The sequence below is a fragment of the Flavobacterium sp. Flavsp81 genome (genome assembly GCF_059491325.1).
In genome coordinates, this window is record NZ_CP168505.1 from 967,656 (window position 1) to 990,080 (window position 22,425).

Annotated in this window: 15 protein-coding genes and 1 tRNA gene; 2 read left to right on the forward strand and 14 right to left on the reverse strand. The window is 32.9% G+C overall.

Annotation, left to right across the window (positions count from 1 at the left end; genetic code table 11):
• The 3 genes from ACEN92_RS04160 to ACEN92_RS04170 all read right to left on the reverse strand — a co-directional run bounded on the left by ACEN92_RS04160 (nt 1) and on the right by ACEN92_RS04170 (nt 2,865).
• Nucleotides 1–1,917, reverse strand: a complete 1,917-nt coding sequence (locus ACEN92_RS04160) for a DUF294 nucleotidyltransferase-like domain-containing protein (protein ID WP_495641113.1) — start codon at nt 1,915–1,917, stop codon at nt 1–3.
• A gap of 250 nt (nt 1,918–2,167) precedes the next feature.
• Complete coding sequence (locus ACEN92_RS04165) at nt 2,168–2,350, reverse strand: hypothetical protein (protein WP_495641114.1); 183 nt, start codon at nt 2,348–2,350, stop codon at nt 2,168–2,170.
• 98 nt (nt 2,351–2,448) lie between these two features.
• Nucleotides 2,449–2,865, reverse strand: a complete 417-nt coding sequence (locus ACEN92_RS04170) for a hypothetical protein (RefSeq protein ID WP_495641115.1) — start codon at nt 2,863–2,865, stop codon at nt 2,449–2,451.
• A gap of 147 nt (nt 2,866–3,012) precedes the next feature.
• Between ACEN92_RS04170 and ACEN92_RS04175 the strand changes: the two genes are divergently transcribed.
• Nucleotides 3,013–4,242 carry a multidrug effflux MFS transporter gene (locus tag ACEN92_RS04175; protein ID WP_495641116.1) on the forward strand — a complete coding sequence of 410 codons (1,230 nt, stop codon included), beginning with the start codon at nt 3,013–3,015 and terminating at the stop codon, nt 4,240–4,242.
• 42 nt (nt 4,243–4,284) lie between these two features.
• Here ACEN92_RS04175 and ACEN92_RS04180 read toward each other — a convergent pair whose 3' ends face one another.
• From ACEN92_RS04180 to ACEN92_RS04205, 6 genes are all read right to left on the reverse strand, one after another.
• Complete coding sequence (locus tag ACEN92_RS04180; protein WP_495641117.1) at nt 4,285–5,544, reverse strand: NAD(P)/FAD-dependent oxidoreductase; 1,260 nt, start codon at nt 5,542–5,544, stop codon at nt 4,285–4,287.
• Nucleotides 5,545–5,607: 63 nt separating this feature from the next.
• Nucleotides 5,608–6,942, reverse strand: a complete 1,335-nt coding sequence (locus ACEN92_RS04185) for a DEAD/DEAH box helicase (RefSeq protein ID WP_495641118.1) — start codon at nt 6,940–6,942, stop codon at nt 5,608–5,610.
• Nucleotides 6,943–7,275: 333 nt separating this feature from the next.
• The gene (locus tag ACEN92_RS04190) at nt 7,276–7,953 is read right to left on the reverse strand and encodes a metal-dependent hydrolase (protein WP_495641119.1); all 678 of its coding nucleotides are present in this window, start codon (nt 7,951–7,953) and stop codon (nt 7,276–7,278) included.
• Between the two features lie 25 nt (nt 7,954–7,978).
• The gene (gene menA, locus ACEN92_RS04195; protein ID WP_495641120.1) at nt 7,979–8,941 is read right to left on the reverse strand and encodes a 1,4-dihydroxy-2-naphthoate octaprenyltransferase; all 963 of its coding nucleotides are present in this window, start codon (nt 8,939–8,941) and stop codon (nt 7,979–7,981) included.
• 99 nt (nt 8,942–9,040) lie between these two features.
• Nucleotides 9,041–9,874, reverse strand: coding sequence for a 1,4-dihydroxy-2-naphthoyl-CoA synthase (locus tag ACEN92_RS04200; protein WP_007806063.1), 834 nt, complete (start codon nt 9,872–9,874; stop codon nt 9,041–9,043).
• Between the two features lie 727 nt (nt 9,875–10,601).
• On the reverse strand, nt 10,602–11,504 hold the full coding sequence (locus tag ACEN92_RS04205; protein WP_495641121.1) for a LamG-like jellyroll fold domain-containing protein: 903 nt from the start codon (nt 11,502–11,504) through the stop codon (nt 10,602–10,604).
• Between the two features lie 433 nt (nt 11,505–11,937).
• Between ACEN92_RS04205 and ACEN92_RS04210 the strand changes: the two genes are divergently transcribed.
• Nucleotides 11,938–12,018: transfer RNA gene (locus ACEN92_RS04210), tRNA-Tyr, on the forward strand.
• Nucleotides 12,019–12,281: 263 nt separating this feature from the next.
• Here ACEN92_RS04210 and ACEN92_RS04215 read toward each other — a convergent pair.
• The 5 genes from ACEN92_RS04215 to ACEN92_RS04235 form a co-directional block, all read right to left on the reverse strand.
• Nucleotides 12,282–12,419, reverse strand: a complete 138-nt coding sequence (locus ACEN92_RS04215; RefSeq protein WP_495641122.1) for a glycosyltransferase family 2 protein — start codon at nt 12,417–12,419, stop codon at nt 12,282–12,284.
• A gap of 119 nt (nt 12,420–12,538) precedes the next feature.
• Nucleotides 12,539–13,228, reverse strand: coding sequence for a thioesterase II family protein (locus ACEN92_RS04220; protein ID WP_495641123.1), 690 nt, complete (start codon nt 13,226–13,228; stop codon nt 12,539–12,541).
• Between the two features lie 20 nt (nt 13,229–13,248).
• Nucleotides 13,249–14,082 carry a carboxylesterase family protein gene (locus ACEN92_RS04225; protein ID WP_495641124.1) on the reverse strand — a complete coding sequence of 278 codons (834 nt, stop codon included), beginning with the start codon at nt 14,080–14,082 and terminating at the stop codon, nt 13,249–13,251.
• Nucleotides 14,083–14,084: 2 nt separating this feature from the next.
• Nucleotides 14,085–18,065, reverse strand: coding sequence for a non-ribosomal peptide synthetase (locus ACEN92_RS04230; RefSeq protein ID WP_495641125.1), 3,981 nt, complete (start codon nt 18,063–18,065; stop codon nt 14,085–14,087).
• Nucleotides 18,066–18,068: 3 nt separating this feature from the next.
• Nucleotides 18,069–22,424, reverse strand: a complete 4,356-nt coding sequence (locus ACEN92_RS04235) for a type I polyketide synthase (RefSeq protein WP_495641126.1) — start codon at nt 22,422–22,424, stop codon at nt 18,069–18,071.
• Nucleotide 22,425: the final 1 nt, after the last annotated feature.

Genomic DNA, 22,425 nt, shown 5'->3' on the forward strand with positions numbered 1-22,425 from the left:
TTATGAAAATTGTGTAAGTTGAAATTTGCTTTTAATTAACTCTTCAAGATCTCGCATAGGAGCCAATGCATTTTTTAATTTCTCTTTATCTGTTTTAGAAAAATCCTTTAAATTTATATATTGTCCGGAATCATCATTCTTTAATCCTTCAACCGTTCTAAATTTGACTAAGGTCATAAAGGCTTCAGCACAGCTTAAATATATTTCAGCATTTTTAGAATCTGAAATTGCAAGTTGTTTAAATCTTAAATAAGTATTTTTAATCCCTTTTATGTTTGAACTTAATATAAGTAATCGTGCTCCGTCTATCAAAGGCATTAATGCTCTTGTTTTAATATCGAATTTCATTTTATGGGGACCTTCTTCTTCTAAAATAAATTTTTTGAAAAAGCTTAATGGTGAATTCTTTTTTAAGGCATCATTTCCTAAAAAATCAAAAAATAATGGATTATTAATTGCATTTTTATAAATGATATTTTCTATTGCTTCTTCTATTTTTGGTTCTCCAAAAACAATCTCATAATCAAAGAAAATACTACTTAAATCATTACTGTTTTCACCTGGAGTATTCATCCAGCTGTTATACTGTTTTATCCAGTCTGTCAATGATTTACACCAAAGCATATTACTTGCCATATGGCCATTTGGGCAAAATTCATAACCCACTTTTTCTAACAGCGATGTGGTTCTTTTTGCCAGCCTTAAAAAGTAATCTTTTACTTCTCTGTATTTATCCGGAGTAACATCTTCAAAAATCAAAATACTGTCCTGATCAGTCAGTAAAAGCTGTTCTTTTCTTCCCTGGCTGCCAATGCTTAACCATGCAAAACGGGCAGGAGGGGAGCCTAAATCTAAAATTGTCAGCTCAACGGCACGTTTTATAAGAGCCAGATTTATTTCGCTCGCTATATTGCTGATGTGCGAGATCGGAATATTTTTTTGAATTGAATTCTGAATTAAATCTGATAAGCGTTCACGGATTTGTTTTAAATCTTTTGGTAATTGCGAACGTTTTATTTCTTTAATTAACACACCGGGATTACTGGCCTGAGCAACAATTAAATCATGTTCAGAAATAATTCCCTTAACAGCCGATTTGTTAGTTCCGTCTTTGGTAACACATAAGTGAGACACATTATGTTTTAGCATTAATAACTGAGCTTCTGCTAATGATACATTTTCAATTACAGTAACAACAGGAGAAGACATAATTTTATCAATCCTCTCCGTAATAGGATAACGTCCTGTAGCTATTTTTGATGATAAATCGCCATCGGTTAAAATACCTATGGGGTTGTTATTTTCGCAAACAACAATATTATCAACCATTGAATTAGTCATTAATATGGCAACATCCTTAACGATTTTGTCCCCTGTAGTTGTTAACGGCGAATTATTATAGTTCAGGGACTGAATATATTGCATATCTGATTGTGGATCTGCATAAAATACACTCTCAGTAGGCAATTTCCCTCCAGGACTTACGCTGTCTTTTGTATGTCGGGAATTTATGGCAAAACTTTCCAAAAGGAAATTTAAAACATCTGCATTATTCGCCACAAATGGTCTGAAAGCAGCAATTGGAATAGCATAAACAATACTTTCTTCGCGTGCTTTGGCGGTCATCATGTAATTGTTTTTTGCAAAAAACGGACGTAAACCAAAAATATCACCTTCGTGGCATTTATTGATTATAGTTTCCTCAGCATCAGCAATCGTTGTCAGATTAATAATTCCTGAAGATACTACATAAAAACTATCATGAAGTGCATCGTTATTTTGAAACAGTATAGCATTTTTTTCTAAATTGATTACACGGATGCTGATAGCAATATCAGACAATTCCTGAAAAGTTAAATTATTAAATGGTGGATATTCTTTTAAAAAATCTGCAATGTGTTCAGCAATTGTATTCATAGTGAATTTAATATAGTCTGATGTAAAAATAATAATAAAAAATCATAATACTACCAATGATAAAGTAAAACGATTAATTTGTGAAATTCTTATTTGTTTGGAAAAATTTAAACACTCTATTTTACATAATATAAATTATAGTTCAGTTGTTATGCAGTTATATAATGTACTATATCGCCAATTCACAAAGTATTTTGGGACTATTATATAAAAAGCCTTTGTATTAATCTACAAAGGCTTAGTTGTTTTATTATGCTTCATTTTCTATTAACACCGAAATCTCCGCAATCGTATCGGTTGAATAAATTTCCTGTCCGGATTTGAACTTGATTATATTTACTCCTTGCATGTCATCTCTTGGTGCTACGTATAGTATTTCTTCTTTCAATACCAAACAAGTTTCTGCACCGTAGTTTACTGTAATAAATCCCATTTTTTTTAATTTAAAGTTAATAACAACTAAATGTAAGTAAAAAATTACACACTTTATGTTTTTAGTACAGAATTATATCTTTATTTTAATTAAAGGATTTATATTTTTTTAGAATAGACAGCCTTCCCGTTTAATGAAACTTCTATCTCCTGTTTTTGTTCATTAAATGTTGTTCTTAAAACATTTCCCTTAAAAACTGAAACATCACCGTAGATTTTTCCATTTTCATCAGAAACATATTCAAATAATAATTTTTTATTATCCGGTTCAATTCCTAATTTGTAGCTGGAAAATTTAGTTCCTTTCAAATCAAATTGCTGTTGTGAATCAATAATTTTGCCTTCAGCGTAAAAATTCGTAATAGTTTTATTTAATGTAATATCCGGATAATATTCATTTACTTTTTTAAGGAGATCATATTGTGCCGAATTTACATCTTCTTGTTTTGATGAAATTGTCTGAGCAAATGACATTGTTGTAAAGATAAAAGCAAATAGTAAAATGTAATTTTTCATAATTATAATTTATAAGGTTAATACTTGAATCATTATTGAGTCAAATATGTTAAAAAACAATGCATTTTTATATAAAATGGATTAGTTTATGCAACAAGATAAGAAATATTTATCTTTGCAGGAAATTAAAAGCAATATTTTAAGAAAATGACAACCAAAAAATACATTAAACTCATCCTCATTTTAGGTTCTTTGACTGCACTTGGTCCTTTTTCAATTGATATGTATTTGCCCGGGTTTTCGGGAATTGCAAAAGATTTACATACAACTGTAGCTAAAGTATCAATGAGCTTATCCAGTTATTTTATTGGAATTTCTGCCGGACAATTGTTATATGGCCCGTTATTAGACCGCTTTGGACGCAAAAAACCTTTATTTATTGGTCTATTGGTTTATATTTTGGCCTCTTTAGGATGTGTTTATGTTACAGATATTGATACTTTTATATTCTTTCGTTTTATTCAGGCTGTTGGCAGCTGTGCTGCAACCGTGGCTTCAGTAGCTATGGTACGGGATTTATTTCCTGTAAAAGATATTCCTAAAGTCTTTTCATTATTAATGCTTGTTCTTGGGCTTTCGCCAATGCTGGCACCAACAATTGGAGGTTATGTAACTGAAGATTATGGATGGCATGTAGTGTTTTTAATATTGATGTGCATGGGAATTGCTATTCTCGCGGCATCACAGCTAGGTTTGCCAAATACTTATAAACCTGATACTTCGATTTCACTAAAACCAAAGCCAATCATTTCAAACTTTTTAAAAGTCCTAAAAGAACCTCAGTTTTTTACTTATGCATTCACCGGTGCAATAGCATTTTCAGGATTATTTTCTTATGTCGCAGCATCTCCTATCATTTTTATGGATATTTACCATGTTGATGCCAAAACATACGGATGGATTTTTGCGTTTATGTCTGTAAGTTTTATTGGTTCAAGTCAGTTAAATTCGATTTTACTAAAGAAATTTTCCAGTGAACAAATGATTTTTAGTGCTTTAATAGCTCAATCTGTAATAAGCATTGTTTTTTTAATTCTTTCCTTAAATAATCTTTTAGGATTATATGAGACAATTGGGATGTTATTTTTGTTTTTAGCATGTTTAGGAATTTCAAATCCTAATACTGCAGGACTTACAATGGCTCCTTTTGCTAAAAATGCCGGAAGCGCTTCTGCGTTAATGGGTGCAATTCAGCTTGGTTTGGGAGCTTTAGCTTCTTTTGCTATCGGAATTTTTGTTAAGGATTCTGTAGCTCCTATGGTAGCAATCATGACAGCAACAACCCTATTGGCATTTATTATTCTAAATGTAGGCAAACGTTTTATTAAACAAAAAGCAGAATTTTCCTCTGGAGATGGAATTAGGACCGGGCATTAAATTATATAAAAAATCCGGAATTAATTCCGGATTTTGATTTTATTATTGTTTTTTATCTGGCCTGATTATCATTCTAAGAGACTGATCTCTGGCGAAATAGGCAACCATCCAATTATAAAAAGTGTTTATTCGGTTCCTGTATGTAATCAATGAAATTAAGTGAATAAATAACCAAATAATCCACGCAAAAAATCCATTAAAATGCCATTTTGGACTTGGTAAATCTACTACTGCTTTGTTTTTTCCAATAATAGCCATAGATCCTTTATCCTTATAAACAAATGGTTTGAGCGGTTTGTTCTGAATTAAAGCTTTAAAGTTTTTTGCCAGATTTATTCCTTGTTGAATTGCAACCTGAGCAACCTGAGGATGTCCATCAGGAAAATTTTTATCTCCGGTTAAAATAGCTGTATCTCCAATTGCATATATGTTTTCTGTTGCATTCACTTTACTAAAAGCATCAGTTGCCATTCGTCTGCCACGGCCATAACTTTCAGCCGGCATGCCTTCAAATATTTTGGCAGTAACGCCGGCAGCCCATATTAAATTTCTGGTTTTAATGGTTTCTCCGTTCTCGAGATATACCGTATCATCAACATAATCAGTCACCCGACTATTTAATTTAACTATAACGCCCAATTGTGTAAGTGCTTTTAAAGTATCTTTTTGAGAAGCTTCACTCATAGGCGCCAGTAAGGCATCACCACCGTCAACCAAATATATATTACTGGCTGTAGTGTCTAATTCCGGGTATTCTTTCAGTAAGATATTTTTTCGCATTTCTGCAAACATACCTGAAACCTCCACTCCTGTTGGTCCTCCTCCTGCTACAACAATCGTTAATAATTTACGGCGTTTACGAATTTCTTTACAGATGGATGCCTTTTCAAGATTTTTAAGCAATGTGTTTCGCATTACAATGGCATCATTTAAGGTTTTCATCGGAATCGCGTTCTTCATTACATTTTCCATCCCAAAATAACTCGTTTCGGCACCTGTAGCGAAAACTAAATGGTCATAAAATAATTCACCATTATTCAAAATTACTTTGTTTTCTGCGGGAACAACTGATAATAATTCGCCTAAACGAAATTGAAGGTTTTTTTTACCTGCAAAAAATTTTCTAAAAGGATAACTGATACTGGAAGGTTCCAAAAAAGCCGTAGCAACCTGATATATAAGTGGCGGAAAAAAATTATAATTATTTTTGTCTACAAGTGTAACCTGTATTTGAGGATGATCAACAAGCTCCTTTGCCAGATTTAATCCTGCAAAGCCACCTCCAATAATGACTATGTTCATATGTGTTGTTTTAATTACTCATAAAAGTACAATATAATTTAACAGTTACAAAGTTGGCATAACTTACTTTTTGAATTTTTTAACAGGTTTTTCAACTATATCGTTTTTGTTCTGCAGAACATAATTAGCTAATAATTTTTCAATTAATTCCTCTTTGGTCAAATGGTGAAAAACAGTTTTTACTTTTGTTTTTAACTCAGTAGAAATATCGTGATTTGGTTTTGTTTTAAAGATTTGTTTTGCCCACAAAAGGGTATTATTTTCTTCTAAACTTGCAACAGTAGGTTTTTTAAATTCTGTAAATTTCAAGCCTAATTCTCTTTCAAAATCAGGGATCTCAATTATTTCTTCTTCTTGTAAAACTGTTAAAGAAAGCCCCTTTGCTCCTGCCCTTGCAGTTCTTCCGCTTCTGTGGACATAAGTTTCATAAGTATCCGGCAAATGATAATTCACAACATATGAAATCTCTTTAACATCTATTCCTCTGGCTGCCAAATCTGTAGCAACCAAAATATTGATATGACCTTCACGAAATTGTTCCATAATCCTGTCACGGATTCCTTGTGATAAACTTCCGTGAAGTGCTCCCGATGAAAATCGGTTTATAGCCAGATTTTTAGCTAATTTGTTGACAGCAGCTTTAGTTTTACAGAAAATGATTCCTCGTTCTCCTTCTTTTGAATTCAAAAAGTGCATCAGAACATCTAGCTTTTCAATAGGGTCAACCACAATATATTCGTGATCAATTCCTTGGTTACCAACGGTTTCCATGTTGGCACTTATTTGAACTACATTTTTGTCCAGATAATTCTGAATCAGTTGTTTTATTGTTCCGGGTAAAGTGGCCGAAAATAATAAAGTTCTGTGTTTTTTAGGAAGCTCAACAATGATTTCATCTAAACTTTCTTTTAAAATTGAAACCATTTCATCAGCCTCATCTAAAACTAAATATTGGGTTTGTTTTAAATTGATGGCTTTACGCTGAATCAAATCAATTAAACGTCCCGGGGTTGCAACAACAATATGTGTTGGGCTTGTAAGTCTTTCAATTTGTGGTTTTATTGGGATTCCACCGCAGGTTGCAGCTATAGAAATATTTGGAATATGCTTTGAAAAGTCTTGCAGATTCCTAAAAATTTGCTGTCCAAGTTCTCTCGTTGGTACTAAAATTACTGCCTGGATATCAGAAGATTTTGTATTGATTAATTGCAGTAATGGCAATCCGAAAGCAGCAGTTTTTCCGGTTCCCGTTTTGGCTAAACCTACAACATCATGATTTTCAGATAAAAGTAACGGAATTGTTTTTTGTTGAATTTCTGTTGGCTCAACAATATTCAATTCGCTTAGTGCTTTTAAAATTGGTGCTGAAATTCCTAATGATGAGAATTGTTTAGACATTGATTGTTATTTTAGATTTCTGAATTTAGATTTTAGATTTTTTACGACTAATGGGCACTAATTATCCCAAATTACTTTTACTCACTGATTGCAAAGATTTAAAAGGATTTTTACTTCAATCTTTTCAGCACGTTTAATTTTTTTTAACTTCAGGATAATAATTTAAAAAGGACTTCCATAAATATTTTATGAAAACTGAGCCCTAGCCCTGATGGAAACGGCATCCTTTTATGCCGGGGTTCGGCATAAAAGATATAGTGTACAGCAGGAGACAGCTCCTTCCTTCGACTAAGTTTATCCTGAGCGAAGCCGAATGGGCTCAGGATGACATTCTTATAATTCTATAGATTCTCCGATTTCGAGAAGCATTAAATCTTTTCCTTTATCGAAAAATTTACGAATGGACTCTTCATGATTGATTTCGATGTATCCAAAAGTGTCAAAATGGTAGCCAAGTATTTTATCACATTCTATAAAATCAGAAGCGATAATGGCATCTTCGACATCCATTGTGAAATTACTTCCGATTGGCAAAATTGCTAAATCCAATTTGGTGCGCATCGGGATGAGTTTCATATCCATCGTAAGGGCTGTATCACCGGCAATATAGATGTTTTTATGTTCGCCTTCAATTACAAAACCTCCAGGGTTTCCACCATTACTTCCATCAGGAAATGAACTGGAATGAACTGCGTTAACATATTTAACTTTTCCAAAGTCAAAATTCCAGCTTCCGCCATGATTCACCGGATGTGCTTTTAAGCCTAATTTGGCATAATAACTTGCAATTTCGGCATTTGAAACTATGACAGCTTGTGTACGATTGGCAATTGCCTCAACATCCAGGACGTGATCGCCATGTGCATGCGTAAGCAAAATATAATCAGCTTTTAATGTATTTATATCAATCGCTGAAGCCAGAGGATTACCCGTAATAAAGGGATCTACAATAATATGTTTTCCTCCTACTTCAATCCCTAATGATGCATGACCGTAAAATGTGATTTTCATATTAATTAAATTTTGAGTAAAACAATTATCTTCCTCCTAAAAAAAGATTTACAACAATATCAGAAATTAAGGATATCATGCATACTGTTAATAATATGGAAAGCAAGAATGTACTAAGTGCCAGTTTTTTTAATTCAGGATCTAACAACTTAGGATCTTGGTTTTTATAAACCGTAATTAAATGTTTGGTTAAAGGGATGTAAGCTAATAGAAATAAATACTGATCGAATTTATAGTGGCTTAAAACAGCAAAAACTACAACCAAAAACATAGCTGTTATAATCAATGTGAAATGATAAATCTTAGCTTTTGCTCCTCCAATTTGAACTACAATGGTGTTTTTTCCTGATTTTTTATCAGATTCTTCATCACGCATATTATTCAGGTTTAAAACTCCGACGCTCAACAAACCAATTGAAATTGCCGGTAAAATCAAAAGTGGATCAACTTCTTTTGAATATAAAAAGTTAACCCCTAAAGTGCTGACTAATCCAAAAAAGACAAAAACAAAAATATCACCAAAACCTTTATAGCCATATGCTGAATTCCCTACTGTATAACATATTGCCGAAGCAATGGCTGTAATTCCGAGCAATAAGAAAAAAATGGAATAGATAAAATTAGTTTTTCCAAAAGCAAAATAAATTAAAATAATTGCTGATAATAGTGTCAATACAGCCGTAATTATAATCGCTTTTTTCATTGCCTTAGGCGTAATTGCACCGCTCTGTATAGCTCTTTGCGGGCCAACTCTATCAGCATTATCCGTTCCTTTTACTCCATCACCATAATCATTTGCAAAATTGGATAAGATTTGTAAACCAAGCGTTGTTAAGAGTGCTAAACCAAAAATTTTCCAGCTAAATACTTCTGTTGGGGTATTGATAGTTTCTGTTGGATTAGATAAAGCATAAATACTCCCTATTATAATTCCGGAAACTGATAAAGGTAATGTGCGCAATCTCGCGGCTTCAATCCAATGTTTCATTCTTTTTATTTTAGATTTTAGAGTTTTTATTTTAGATTGTTAGATTCTGAATTTAGATTACAGATTTTAAAAATCAAAAATCTGCAATCTAAAATGTTTTTATGGTAACCATTTATTTTCGCCAAAATTAGGCTTTCTTTTTTCTAAAAAAGCATTTCTTCCTTCTTTTGCTTCTTCGGTCATATAAGCTAAGCGTGTTGCTTCGCCGGCAAAAACTTGCTGGCCAACCATTCCGTCGTCAGTTAAGTTCATAGCAAATTTTAGCATTTTAATAGAGGTTGGGGATTTTTGAAGAATCTCCTGAGCCCATTCATAAGCTGTTGCTTCTAATTCATCATGTGGAATTACCGCATTTACCATTCCCATGTCCATTGCTTCCTGAGCAGAATAATTTCTGCCTAAAAAGAAAATTTCACGGGCTTTTTTTTGTCCTACCATTTTAGCCAGATAAGCAGATCCGTATCCGCCATCAAAACTCGTTACATCAGCATCGGTCTGTTTGAAAATAGCATGTTCTTTACTGGCTAAAGTCATATCGCAAACTACATGTAAGCTATGTCCACCGCCAACTGCCCAACCCGGAACAACTGCAATTACTACTTTTGGCATAAAACGAATTAATCGTTGTACTTCAAGAATATTTAAACGATGTTGACCATCATCTCCAACATAACCTTGATTTCCGCGTGCATTTTGATCTCCCCCACTACAGAAAGAGTAGACTCCGTCTTTTGTCGACGGGCCTTCAGCCGAAAGCAAAACTACTCCTATTGAAGTATCTTCCTGTGCATCGTAAAAAGCCTGATATAATTCTGAGGTTGTTTTTGGGCGAAAAGCATTTCTAACATTTGGTCTGTTAAAAGCTATTCTTGCAACTCCGTTACATTTTTTATACGTTATATCTTCGAATTCTCTGGCAGTTATCCAATCCATTTCTGTTTATTTTTATTTGAAATATTTTTAGTGTAAAAATAAATCATTTTTACATTTTTATCACTCAATTTACTACAAGTCTTTTTCGAAATTTGATTATATAAAATCAATTACACTTTTAAAATAAAAAATAACATTATTTAACACTCGCTTTCAAAAAAAATAAGTATTTTTACAGTCTAGAAATCAATAAGATACATTTTTTATTTGGTTTCAAGATTGATTTTCTTTCACTGATTTATTAACCTAAAAAATGACTTTTTTGAGAAAATTTAAAAAATTTGTCGCTCATTTTTTTACGGTTTTTAATTATAAAACAAAAAATAATGGGCAAATGATTTATTCATATGCTTCAACTTCAAAAAAAAGAGAGTAACACCGAAGGTTAAATCCTAGATTTGTTTATTCAATTTATTAAAAATGATTATGATAATAGAAAATCAAAATTGAAAAACTTTCTATAAATATTATATCAAACCAAAGGTTAAACTGTGAAATTGATTCCTTGTTTTTGAAAAAAAATGAATTGATTATTTAAAAGACATACCTGGAAAGTAATGCTTAAAATTTTTAAAGTTACTTTTTAATTAGAATTATTTTATTTCTGTTTTTTTTTAATTACAATTTTTTAAAACTAGAATAAAAAGAGAAAGGCTATTCGTAATGAATAGCCTTTCTTGTGTTAAGCAAAAAAAACTTTCTGATTCTGATAAATATTCGGAAAACTTTATTTAGATATAGCTTTTTTAGAAGACAAATTAGTAACTTTTAATAAATAAATTCCCTCTGGAAGTTGATTTATATTTATTTCCTGTGAATTATTACTTAAGACTTTCTGACCCTGAGAAAAAACTTCAATTTTCTTTGTATTCAAAGGCTTTGGTTTTATAATAGCCGTTGAATTTGTATTCGTTTTTGGATTTTCTTTTGTAGCCGCATTTAAATTAGAATTTGCTGCCGCAACCGTGATAACTTGTTTTGAAGCATTATATAACGCCTGTATCTCCTGATCTGATAAGGCAATGTCGTAAATTTTTAATTCATCAAAATCAGCATTGATACCTATTTTTGTATTGAACTCCCCTAATCTAAAAATATTCCCTTGAGTATCCCGGGATATCTCTTTTGTCTCTTTTAATAATTCACCATTTCTGTATATTTTTGAAATACTGCCATCAAATATAACGCTATATTGATACCAGGTATCCTTAACCAAGGATGTGTTCACTATCATATTATTTGAAACGCCCCAGCCAGCCAGGTTTAAATCAGAATTAGAGTTTTTTATACCTTGTTGCAGGAGTCCAAAATACTGACCATTAAACGCTGATCCATACCCCCAAATATAATTTGCAGACGAAAGATCATTCATTTTAATCCATAGAGTTACCGTTCTTGGTTTATCACCCTGTGGAAGGTTATCAATTACAGCTTCTAAACCCTTGTTTGTCAATCTTTGTGCGCCTTTTTCATTTCCCATTCTGTCCATTACATAATTTTCTGCTCCCACAAAAGATATAGTGTTTTTCATATTATGTAATGTTCCATTAAAATTAAATTCGTGAATTGGTACCTGAGCGGCAACATTAAAAGAGATGACAATTATAAATATAAGCAGTAATTTTTTCATGTATGATTGTGGTATTTTATCATTCTATTTATTACTAAAATATACCGAAACCAATCTTTGAAGAAATTTACTCGACAAACAACATAAATAACCGTTTAAGTGAGTGCGAAAAAATATTTTATCAGCATTTTTTTTCAATTTAATTAAAGAATGTTGTTAAATACTTGAATTTTTACTACTAGTAAATTATTTCATATTTTTAAAAAATCACTTTTGTTGAAGTGATTTTTTAATACGGTAATTAAAACAAGTATCTCAAACCTGACAAAAGTTTTTATTTAATGAAAAAACAAAAAAAATAAATTATTATTTTATTCACTACCAATGGATTAAAAAATAACTTGAAATTAAGTTCTGTTTTAGTTTGTAAACATCAAAAACGTTTATATATTTGCAACCGCTTAGAACAACAAAGCGCATCAATACAAGCTTCGGGGAGATACTCAAGCGGCCAACGAGGGCAGACTGTAAATCTGCTGTGTGAACTTCGCAGGTTCGAATCCTGCTCTCCCCACAAAAAGGGTAAAAGAAGCGAAAACGCAAGTTTTTCAATCTTTTCAAAAACCCTCAAAAAACGTGGTAAAGCCTGCAAATCGTATGATTCGCAGGCTTTTTGCTTTTAAGACACTTTTCAATCTTTGTAAAAATGCCCAAAATTTCTATGGCAGAATCGTGGCACTTTTGTCTGGAAAGAAAAACTGCCACAGAATTTGAACTAAACCCTTATACACAAAGGGGTTAAGGAGGTTAACGACTTGTTTTTTTGATGCTATAATTCTACATTACTGTTTCTTCATTTGAATGATTATCGATAATGATAACTTCAAAATTAATAAATGTTTGCTCTTCCAACGATTTTAAAAGATGACTCATTAAATGATGTCTATTTCTTGATATTATAATAACTGATATCATTTTTTTATTTTTTCTTACATAAGTTTTTTGGATAATAATTGCTAGATTGATTTTTTTGCATTTCTTATCATCAGTTGAGAACGTAATACTTTCATTACGTTAGACATTCAATATTAAAATCAGAAGCTTCTAAAATATTTTTGAAAAAAATCCAAATTATTAAAAATAAAGAAATGATCACCTTCAAGTTCTGAAATATGAACAGGAGCTTCACTCTCTATTTTCCAGCCTTGCATTATATGATCTCCGTCTGTATGTTCGTCTGAACCGTAAAAAACATCAATTGGAATTCTTAGTTTATCTTTATCTTCTTTATATGTATAAGATTCATAAATTGAAAAGTCAGCTCTTAAAATAGGTATTACAAAACTCTTGAAATCCTCATTGTCTCTGGAGTCTTTTGGTATCCCTCCTAAATTACATACCTCCGTCCAAAACATATCATCTGATTGATTGGTGTACTTCGTACTACGAACCCTAGAAGGAGGTGTTCTTCCTGTTATTATCAATTTTTCAGGCATTTTACGATGCATTTCCTGAAGCTTCACCGATACTTCATATGCCAGTAACCCTCCCATACTGTGTCCATAGAGGATATAATTTTCGTTACTATCCCAGATGCTTCCAATCTGACGCAGGCAGTCTTCTATTAATTCTTCAAATGTTTTTGCAAATTCCTGCTTCATTCTGGTTCCTCTGCCCGGATATTCTATCACCTTAATTTTATCTTTGTTTTCGATGTTTTCAATAAGGCTTTGGTAAGAAAACTTATGGCCTCCGGCAAAAGGGAAAAAAATTATATTCATCATTATAATTTAATAGTAAACTTTTATTTTGTGTTAAATAACCATTTTGGGATAATGTCCTTGTTATATAGATTTGGGTATATTGTGTGTTCCAAACCTGAAATCTCCCAGTAGTTATAATTTTTATTATTCATTTTTTTAAGATATTTTACCAACATTCTGTCTGGTTCTATAGGATTCTCGGTATCCGCATTTCCATGAATAATCCATATTGGTGACTTTGCTGCTTTTTCACTGAAGTCTTTATCTGGAATCCCAGAAATACTTACAGAGGCCTTTAACACACCTGGATTTCTAGCCAGCAGGTTATATAGTGTGGAAGCCCCCATTGAAAAACCTATTCCATAAACACGCTTTTCATCGATCCTAAGCTGAATAGTAAGGCTTTTTATAAGCGCGAAGGTGGCATCCAAGCAATAATCATTCGGTACGGAATACATCCGTTGGGACTGATCAAAAAGGTAATTGGAAGAGCGTACAGGATATTGTATTGCTACTATATAAGCGGGGTATTTGTTACGCACTTTTTCCTGAAGCCAGTATTTCGGAAGGGTCGTCATTTGGTTTCTGTTGTCATTCCCCACTCCACCTGAGTGGGGAAATATAATAACCAACGGATAATATTTTCCATCCTTTACTGAAACCGGTTCCAGAATCCTATAATTAAGTATGGAGTCTTTATAAGCAAATTTTTCAAACTTATATAACGAATCGTTTAACTTCATTACTTCCGCCCTTTTTTCCTTTATTTCGTTCATAGAAAACTTATTTTCTGTTAATGAATAAGCAGCATGATGCATTTTACACCCGATAAGGAGCAATATTCCTGTAAAAAAAAACAATCCTTTTTTTATCATGATTATTTAACTTTCAGATTTAAATTCGAAAATATAAGATTAGCAACCACTTTTGCAGGGCCTGTAGCCATAGTCATATGATTTCCAGGAGTGAAGCTTATCTTAATTTCGCCTTCACAATATTCACGGAAACCATTGTAGGGAGTATCATGATTTCTCTCAAATTCTGAAGTAAGTTCAGGTTTAATAAGAGCAATATCACCTTTATATATTGTACCGGGTCTGTAATGTTTTATGACATAATTAGAATGATATGCCTGCTCAATAAATCTGTGCATACCTATCGAATCCGGATCTATATTTTCCTGGATAAGTAAAGCTCTGATTATTTTTTCATAATCTTCTCTCTGCTTATTATCACTGTCAAATTCCGGTCTGTACATATTAGGATCCAATAATACCAGAGAGCTTACTTCTACTCCGAGTGCCTGAAGCTGGAGTGCTATTTCAAAAGCTGTGCTTCCTCCAAAAGACCATCCGCCCATATGTATTCTTTTACCTTTATACATTTGAAGGATAGAGTTTTTGTAAAAACCAGCCAATGTTTCTAAGTCTTTTGCCAGTTGTGGGTATTCTTCAATGGCAATAGTTTCGAAAACATAGAAATCTACATTTTCCTGAATAAATGGTTTTAATGTGTTAAACAGTGATGTTCCGGTAAGCGGTGGTATCAGGAAAAAAACATCTTCGTTAGCCTCATTCTGATTCAGGGTGTGATATATCTCTTCTCTTTTAAAGTTTTTATTGGCAATCATTGTATCTATAAATACCGCCAATTTCTCGATAGTATCATGCTGAAAAAGTTCTGCCCCTTTTAGGCTTATATTAAACTCTGTACTTAATTTATATGCAGCTTTCATTGTCAAAATGGAATTTACTCCCATTTCAAAAAACTCTTCATCAATGTAAATTACAGAACTTGGCATAATATCAGTAAAGATATCTTTTATCCTTTGTTCTGTCATGCTATTAGTTTCGGTTCTGTTTTTGTCTGTTACATTTATCTGTCTTTTCAAAAATTGTATATCTATTTTACCTGTACTGGTTCTTGGAAGTTCATCAAGAAAAAGTATTTTATTGGGGATCATATAGTTCGGCAGCATATCCTTCAAAAAATGTTTAAGGTTGATATCCGTGAACTCATCCACTTTTTTCACATGACAAAATGCCACGAGTCTTGCCATAGTCGGGTCTTCTACGTCTACAGGAACTATTTTCGCCTTCATCACTCCCTCAAACTTTTCCATCGCAAGTTCTATTTCTTCAGGCTCAATACGGTATCCCCTTAGTTTTAGCATTGCGTCTTTTCTTCCAATAAACTGTAAAATACCTTCCCGATCTATATATCCTAAGTCACCGGTTTTTAATCCTGAAATTTGACCTTCTTTATATATAAAGTTGTTATTTGTAGTTCCAATATAACCTTGTGCCACACTTTTACTTTCTACATATATTTCTCCTATAATTCCTAATGGAAGGACATTGCTGTTATCATCAATAATTTTAAACACAGTATTGTGTATTGGTTTACCCAAAGCAAAATATCTTGACGATGTGTTAAGATTATTTTCAAGCGCTTCGTTATAAGCTGTAGAAGATGCTTCTGTAGATCCATATCTGCTTACGATTGCGGTTGTTGGCATCAGTTTTTTAAATAACACCATGTCATCCATAGAAATTGCCTCACCACGTACTTCTAAGAAATTAAGCTTATTTAGGAAACTTTCTTTGTCATTTTCAATAAGAAGCTTAATAAAACTTGGAGTAAGTGAGAGTCTTGATATTTCTTTTTGAAATACGGTCTCTACGAACTTATCTATATTATGGTACAAATATTCCGGAAGGATAACGATTTTATTTCCCTGAATAATTGATTCCAGTATATTTCTTACTGAAGGGCTAAAAGAAACTCTTATGTTAAGACAAAAGATATCCTGAGAACTGGCCGGATAAGTTTTCAGAAGATATAATAGTCCGTTTAGGGTATTTTCATTAGAAACCTTAACTATCTTAGGAATTCCGGTAGATCCGGATGTGTAATAAATCGATAAAATATCATCTGTCAGGCTTTCTCTATCTTCGGTAAGATTATCTTCTGAAGGAATATTATCTGAAATATGAATCAATATACAGTTTTCTTTTACATATGGTAAACGGTCTCCAAAGAGCGTTTTTTCTTCAAAACTTATAATGCATGCCTGCAAATCTGTTTCCAGAGTAATGAGATTAAGCTGCTCTATCGGATAACCGTGCTCTAAACTAATCACCGTACATCCTGCTTTTAAGATTCCCAGAATACTTACAACCAGATTGGTCGAATACTTAAGGTGAACCCCTACGGCTCCATTAATGTTTTTCGCTATAAGTTGATTTGCGATATAATTACTTTTGGCATCCAGTTCAGCAAATGTGAGAGAATTATCCTCTATATCTTCTATTGCTGTTTTTTCTTTATGCTTTCCTAGTGCTTCTGTAAAGAGCTTTTGCAGAGAAACATTTTTCTGATCATATTTATCTCCGGTAATAACAGATCTTTCAATATCTTTTTTGTACTCAAAAATATCAAGATCAGAGTACTTCAATTCAGCAAGATTTTCCAGATTGTTGTAAAGTCCCATGATAATATCAGTCATATCTTTTATTATATCTTCAGAAAATATATCTGATCTGTAACTGATGCTAAATGAAATTTTATCTTTTTTTGCAGATGCCAAAATAGACAGTGGGAAATGCGATATACTCTGGCTCTCAGAAACCAGTCTTTCGATACCTACATCATTAAATGTGTCATTATTGTTTTCTGAAACATCCTGAAAACTTACATTAGCACTAAACAGATTTTTAGCATTGATAGCCTCATAAATTTCAGGCGTAGAGATATACGAGTACTCGCGTGAATCCAAAAGCTGATAGTGAAAATCAGAAATAGATTTCATAATAGTTTCCTGTTTCTCAAAATCATTAGCCACTGGTATTGTTGTAATCATAGGGCCAATAATATCTCTAAAATTATCATGATCCATATATCGGTGTGTTATTGTATTACCCCACACAAATTTTTTATTTCTGAAATATTTAGAGAACACCATTCCAAATAAAAAGTTGATCACCGTATTGCTAGTCAGTTTATTATTCTTCAGTATTTCCTGAGTCAAAGTATTCAGATCGTAGGTAACATTCAGTTCACCATAAGTTTCCCGAAGAGTTTTCTTAGCAGGAACAATTTGCTCTATTGGTGTCGCATCATAATTTTCTAACAGATTTTTCCAGTAAGACAATCCTTTTGCTTTGTTTTGCTTTAACAGCCATTTTGTATACTCAGAAAAAGGAACTGATTGCAGGGTCTCTGGAGTAACATTATTCTGAAATTTGTTATAATAGCTAAATAACTGTTGCAACATCAGCTGTACCGATACAACATCTGCTATAATATGATGAATTTTTATAATGATAATATACTTACCTATCAATGCAAATTTTATAAGCGATTCTTTAGAGATATCAAAGCTGCCTTGCCTGAAAGACTGCTCATCTTCTGAAGATATCTGTTCGCAGAAAAAATCGTCTGTGTCAATAATTTTCGACTTAAAAACCTGCTCCTGAGAATCATAATCAAATGATGATTTTAAAATCTCATTGCTTGATACCAAAAGTCCGCATGCTTTCTTAAAAGCATCAAAATCAATTTCTTTTTCAGATTTAAAAGTAAGATGGATAATATACCTTGAACTATCCGGATTATTTTTTACAAACCCCGCCAGACCTTCCTGAAAAGGTGTCATTCTGTAAACAGGAATAAGGCTTTCACTGTTCTTTGTTTCAAGATGTTTTATAAGATGTTCCTTGTTGCTTCTTATAGAGTCAATTAATTTTTTGTTTTCGGCGTCTTTTTTATTTAAGACAATGTTTAAGTTATAAGACTCATTAAGGCTTACATCAATGTTATTCTCCTCAATATATGTTAATAATTCTTTTAGTTCCATTAGTTAAAAAGTTAATGTTATTTTGTTATCGGTTATTGTTTGTATCTCTTGTGAAATTTGGTACAGATCTGTAGCATCCATAAGGTTTTTAAGACTATATTCTAAACTAAATTCTGATTTAATTTTATTCAGAATCACCATTGCTTTAAGAGAGTCACCTCCCAGTTCAAACATATTGTCTTTTATTCCTACCTCATCTAAGCACAGTACTTCCTTGATGATATTTACCAATTTGATTTCTGTTTCCGTTTCAGGAGCTATGTATTCTCTATTTGTAAATATTCGCTCTTTAGAGAAAGTAACGTGGTCCAGATCTTCTTCTTCTGTAACTTCCAAATATCCGGTCTCTACATCCATTCTGCTTCTGGAAGCAATTACAAGATGTTCTCCTGATGATATAGATTTAAAAAGTATTTGAAGCATCTGAGAAACGGTGATTGATCTGCTTAAAATAGATTTATGCCTGTATTCAGGGACGTTCTTTAACGCTTCGTTAATCATTCCTACGCCGGCTACAATAGGCCAGTGCACCGTTACTCCATTATTATTTGATATACAGTTATCCAGATATGAGTTTGCTGCAATATATCCCAACTGTCCTATAAACGGTTTTGATACAGCACGTGATGAATATCCTAAGAAAAACTGAAGAGAATTATTCTTTAAAATCTCCACTAAATTTTTACTACCATATATTTTAGGATTAAATACAGAAGAATCATCTGTTCCTCTTCTTAAAATGATCCCGTTATAGTCTCCTACTCCTGCAGCATGTATAACGCCGGTTACAGCACCTATTTCCTGTTGCGCAGCTTCAATTTTTTCTTTTAGCAGGTCGTAATCTGAAAGGTCTGCCTGCAGGTACATTACTTTGGTACCGTAGTCTTCAAGTATTTTTCTGTTTTCTGTATTTTCTTCTCCTCTTCCTATAATCATGAGGTTAGCCTGTGCATTTTCTGCAATATATTTGGCTACTTCAAAACCAAGTCCTCTCAAACCACCTGTTATCAAATAGGTATTTGGGCTGGAAACCTGAAAGAGATCTGACGGTAATTCCATTTCCTCAAATTTTTTGATGAGAAGCTCTTTTTCCCTAACAGCATATTCAAAATGTGCTTTACCATTCTTTTTAATGTGAGACAATATATCCTGAGATAAACTACCAAATTCCGGAACATCTGCGCAGGTAGCCGTGATATTCTCAAATTCCACATTCACCATTTTCAGGGCATTATATGCAGTTGCTTTTATTGCGCTTGTTTTTTCATTTGATTTAACCTTAAAGAATGAATCCCCTATTAAAGAGATATTCAAATCCTTATCAAAGAATACGCTATCAAATCCTCTTACGAAATGATAAATCGAACGATATCCGTACGAAAGTCCGTCCTCAGTTTCCTTATCTCCAAACCATACAAAATAAACCATTCTCGGTACAATGCCTTTTTTCTTTAAATTAGAGAACAACGCGGAGGTCTCTTTCTCATCTGAAAAATCAGCACATAAAATATTCTCAGATAATTCGGCCGAACAGCAGTTTTTATCCTGATTACAGATGTAAATGGTCTTTTTACCAAAAAAGGAAAGCTTCTCGTATATATTGCTGTCATCAGAGATCACAATAATCTGCTCTTCTTCTATATTGCTTTTATTTTCTGAAATATCTGTTCCCTGAACTTCCCATTTTTCACGATAAGTATAATATTCTTTTTCAGGTTCACTAGCTTCTTCTCTCTGAAATACAGGATTCGTTATAATTTCATCTATAAACTCCACTTTTTCAAAAGGATATGTCGGTGCTGATATGATATTGGCCTCCGGAAAGATTTTTTCCCAGTCTATCTCATATCCTTTCTCCCACAATGATGCGGTAAGGTTAAGCATCTGGCTATATTCGGATTCTTCTTTATTATAGGTATCATGAGTCTGGATGCTGATATCTACATTTTTCAATATTTTGGATACTGTAGTTCCCGGACCAATATTTATAATGGTAAGATTGTCTTTATTTGGAAGAATCGTACTGATGCATTTGTCAAACAAAACCGGCATTGACATATGATTAAGCCAATATTCTGATTCTATGACAGAATTTTCATTAATAGTATTTCCTCCGGCACAGGAAGTAAAAGGAATTTTTGGGGTTTTGAATGTGTAATTATCCAAAAATGACTTAAATTCCTCTTTTATAATTCCTGTAAAAGGAGTGTGGTACGGTCCGGCAGCCTGCAGTTCAGTAAAGTATATATCTTGCTCTTTCAACTTTTCTATCAAAAGAATTATATCGTCTTTCAAACCAGAAATAGTATAACTATCCTGTGAATTGTATGCAGATATAAATACATTATTATATTCTTTGATCATATCTTCAAGCTGTGATAACGGAATGCGAATACTTATCATTCTGCCTTCCGGTAAGCCTGCAAGTAATTTTGCTCTTTTATATATAATGCTTAGTGCTTCTTCATAAGAAATAACCCCGCTTAAACATGCACATACGTATTCTCCGAGACTATGCCCAATCATATATGATGGTGTCAATCCCACTTCTATTAATAGTTGGGCATACGAATACTGGAAAGCAAAAATTATAGGATTCGTGTGATCTATTTTTCTCTGATCTATTTCTTTTCCATCCAAGAATATTTTTCTGTAATCTATATCCGAAAGCTTTTCCAATGTAGAAAAACACAAGTCCATAGTATTCCTAAATACTTCAGAATTAAGATACATCTGTACACCCATTTCCATATAACTGGAACCTTGCCCAGAGAATCCGAAAACTAGTGGTTTGCTGGCAGGAGATATTGCTTGTACGCGTGAATTTCCTTTATAAAACTCTCTCAGCTTCAAGATTAGATCTCCTCTGGATTCGAATATAAAACTTTTTCTAAGATCAAAATTCGATCTGGAATTTCTGTACGTATATGCCAGATCATGAATATTTACATTTTCATTTTCTATTAATTCTGAAACATTTAAAGCTATTTTTTTAAGTGCTTTCTCAGATTTTGCAGCAATTGAAAAAACATCCAGAAAGTTGCCTTCTAATCTGTTTTTTTCTACAAGCGGAGCCTCTTCCAGAATAATATGAGCGTTTGTACCTCCTATTCCCAACGAAGTTACAGCCACTCTTAAAGGTGAATTCTTTTTTTCTATGTCTATAACGTTATTATTTACATAAAAAGGGCTTTGCTGAAAGTTGATGTTTGGATTTGGAGATTCATAATTAATACTTGGAGGAATCTGTTTATTCTCTAGGCACAATACTGCTTTTATAAAACTTAATATCCCTGAAGCATAACTCGTATGCCCGATATTGCTTTTTAGAGAACCAATTGGGATTTTATTTTCTTTTCCTAATCCATATGCTTGCGTAAGAGCCTCAACCTCAATAGGATCTCCCAAAGCTGTTCCTGTACCATGAGTTTCTACATAAGATATTGTTTCAGGTGAAACTCTGCTGAATTTCAGTGCTTTTTCAATACATTCTTTCTGCCCGATTACACTTGGTGCTGCATATCCGATTCTTCTGTTTGAATCATTATTACATGCGCTCCCTTTAATAACAGCGTAAATATGATCTTTATCTTTTATAGCATCTTTTAATTTTTTCAATACTACAACTCCTACACCTTCTCCCCAAGATGTCCCGGATGAATTTGCATCAAAAGCTCTACAGTGTCCGTCCTTCGATTCTACACCTTCTTTGTAGAGATAGCCTTTTTCTTTACTGTTGAAAAAATTGACTCCTGCTACTATGGAATATTTTGATTCTCCAAGCAAAAGGCTTTTGCATCCTTCATGAATCGCAACCAATGAACTTGAACATGCACTCATAATAGGCAGGGGCAATCCTGTAAATCCAAATTTATAAGATAAAAGTGCCGGAGTAAAATGATGCGCCGATAAAAAATTAAAGGAATAAAAGTCTATAGGCAATTTATCTCTTAGTGATCGTACATGCATCTGCCAGGTAAAATCTTCTATGATACTTACAAATAAACTACTGTTTTCTAATTTTTTAATATCACTTCCTGAATCTTCCACTGCTTCCCAGATAGACTGATGAAGCATTCTAGTTTGTGGCGAAAGCAACTGGGCTTCATTCTTATTATATCCAAAGAAAGAATAATCAAAATTTTTCTTGCTTTTTAATCGTCTGCTTTTGCAAACGTATTCTTTATTCTCAGCCAGCTCTCTTGGCACACCTGAAGCTACTATTTCATCAATAGTAAGTTCATCCATTGGCTCAAATCCCTTTTTAAGCTGATCCCAAAAAATATTGTGATTCTCTGCAGCGGGGACTTTACATGATATTCCAATCACTGCAATTTCTAAACCTGTATATTCGCTCATG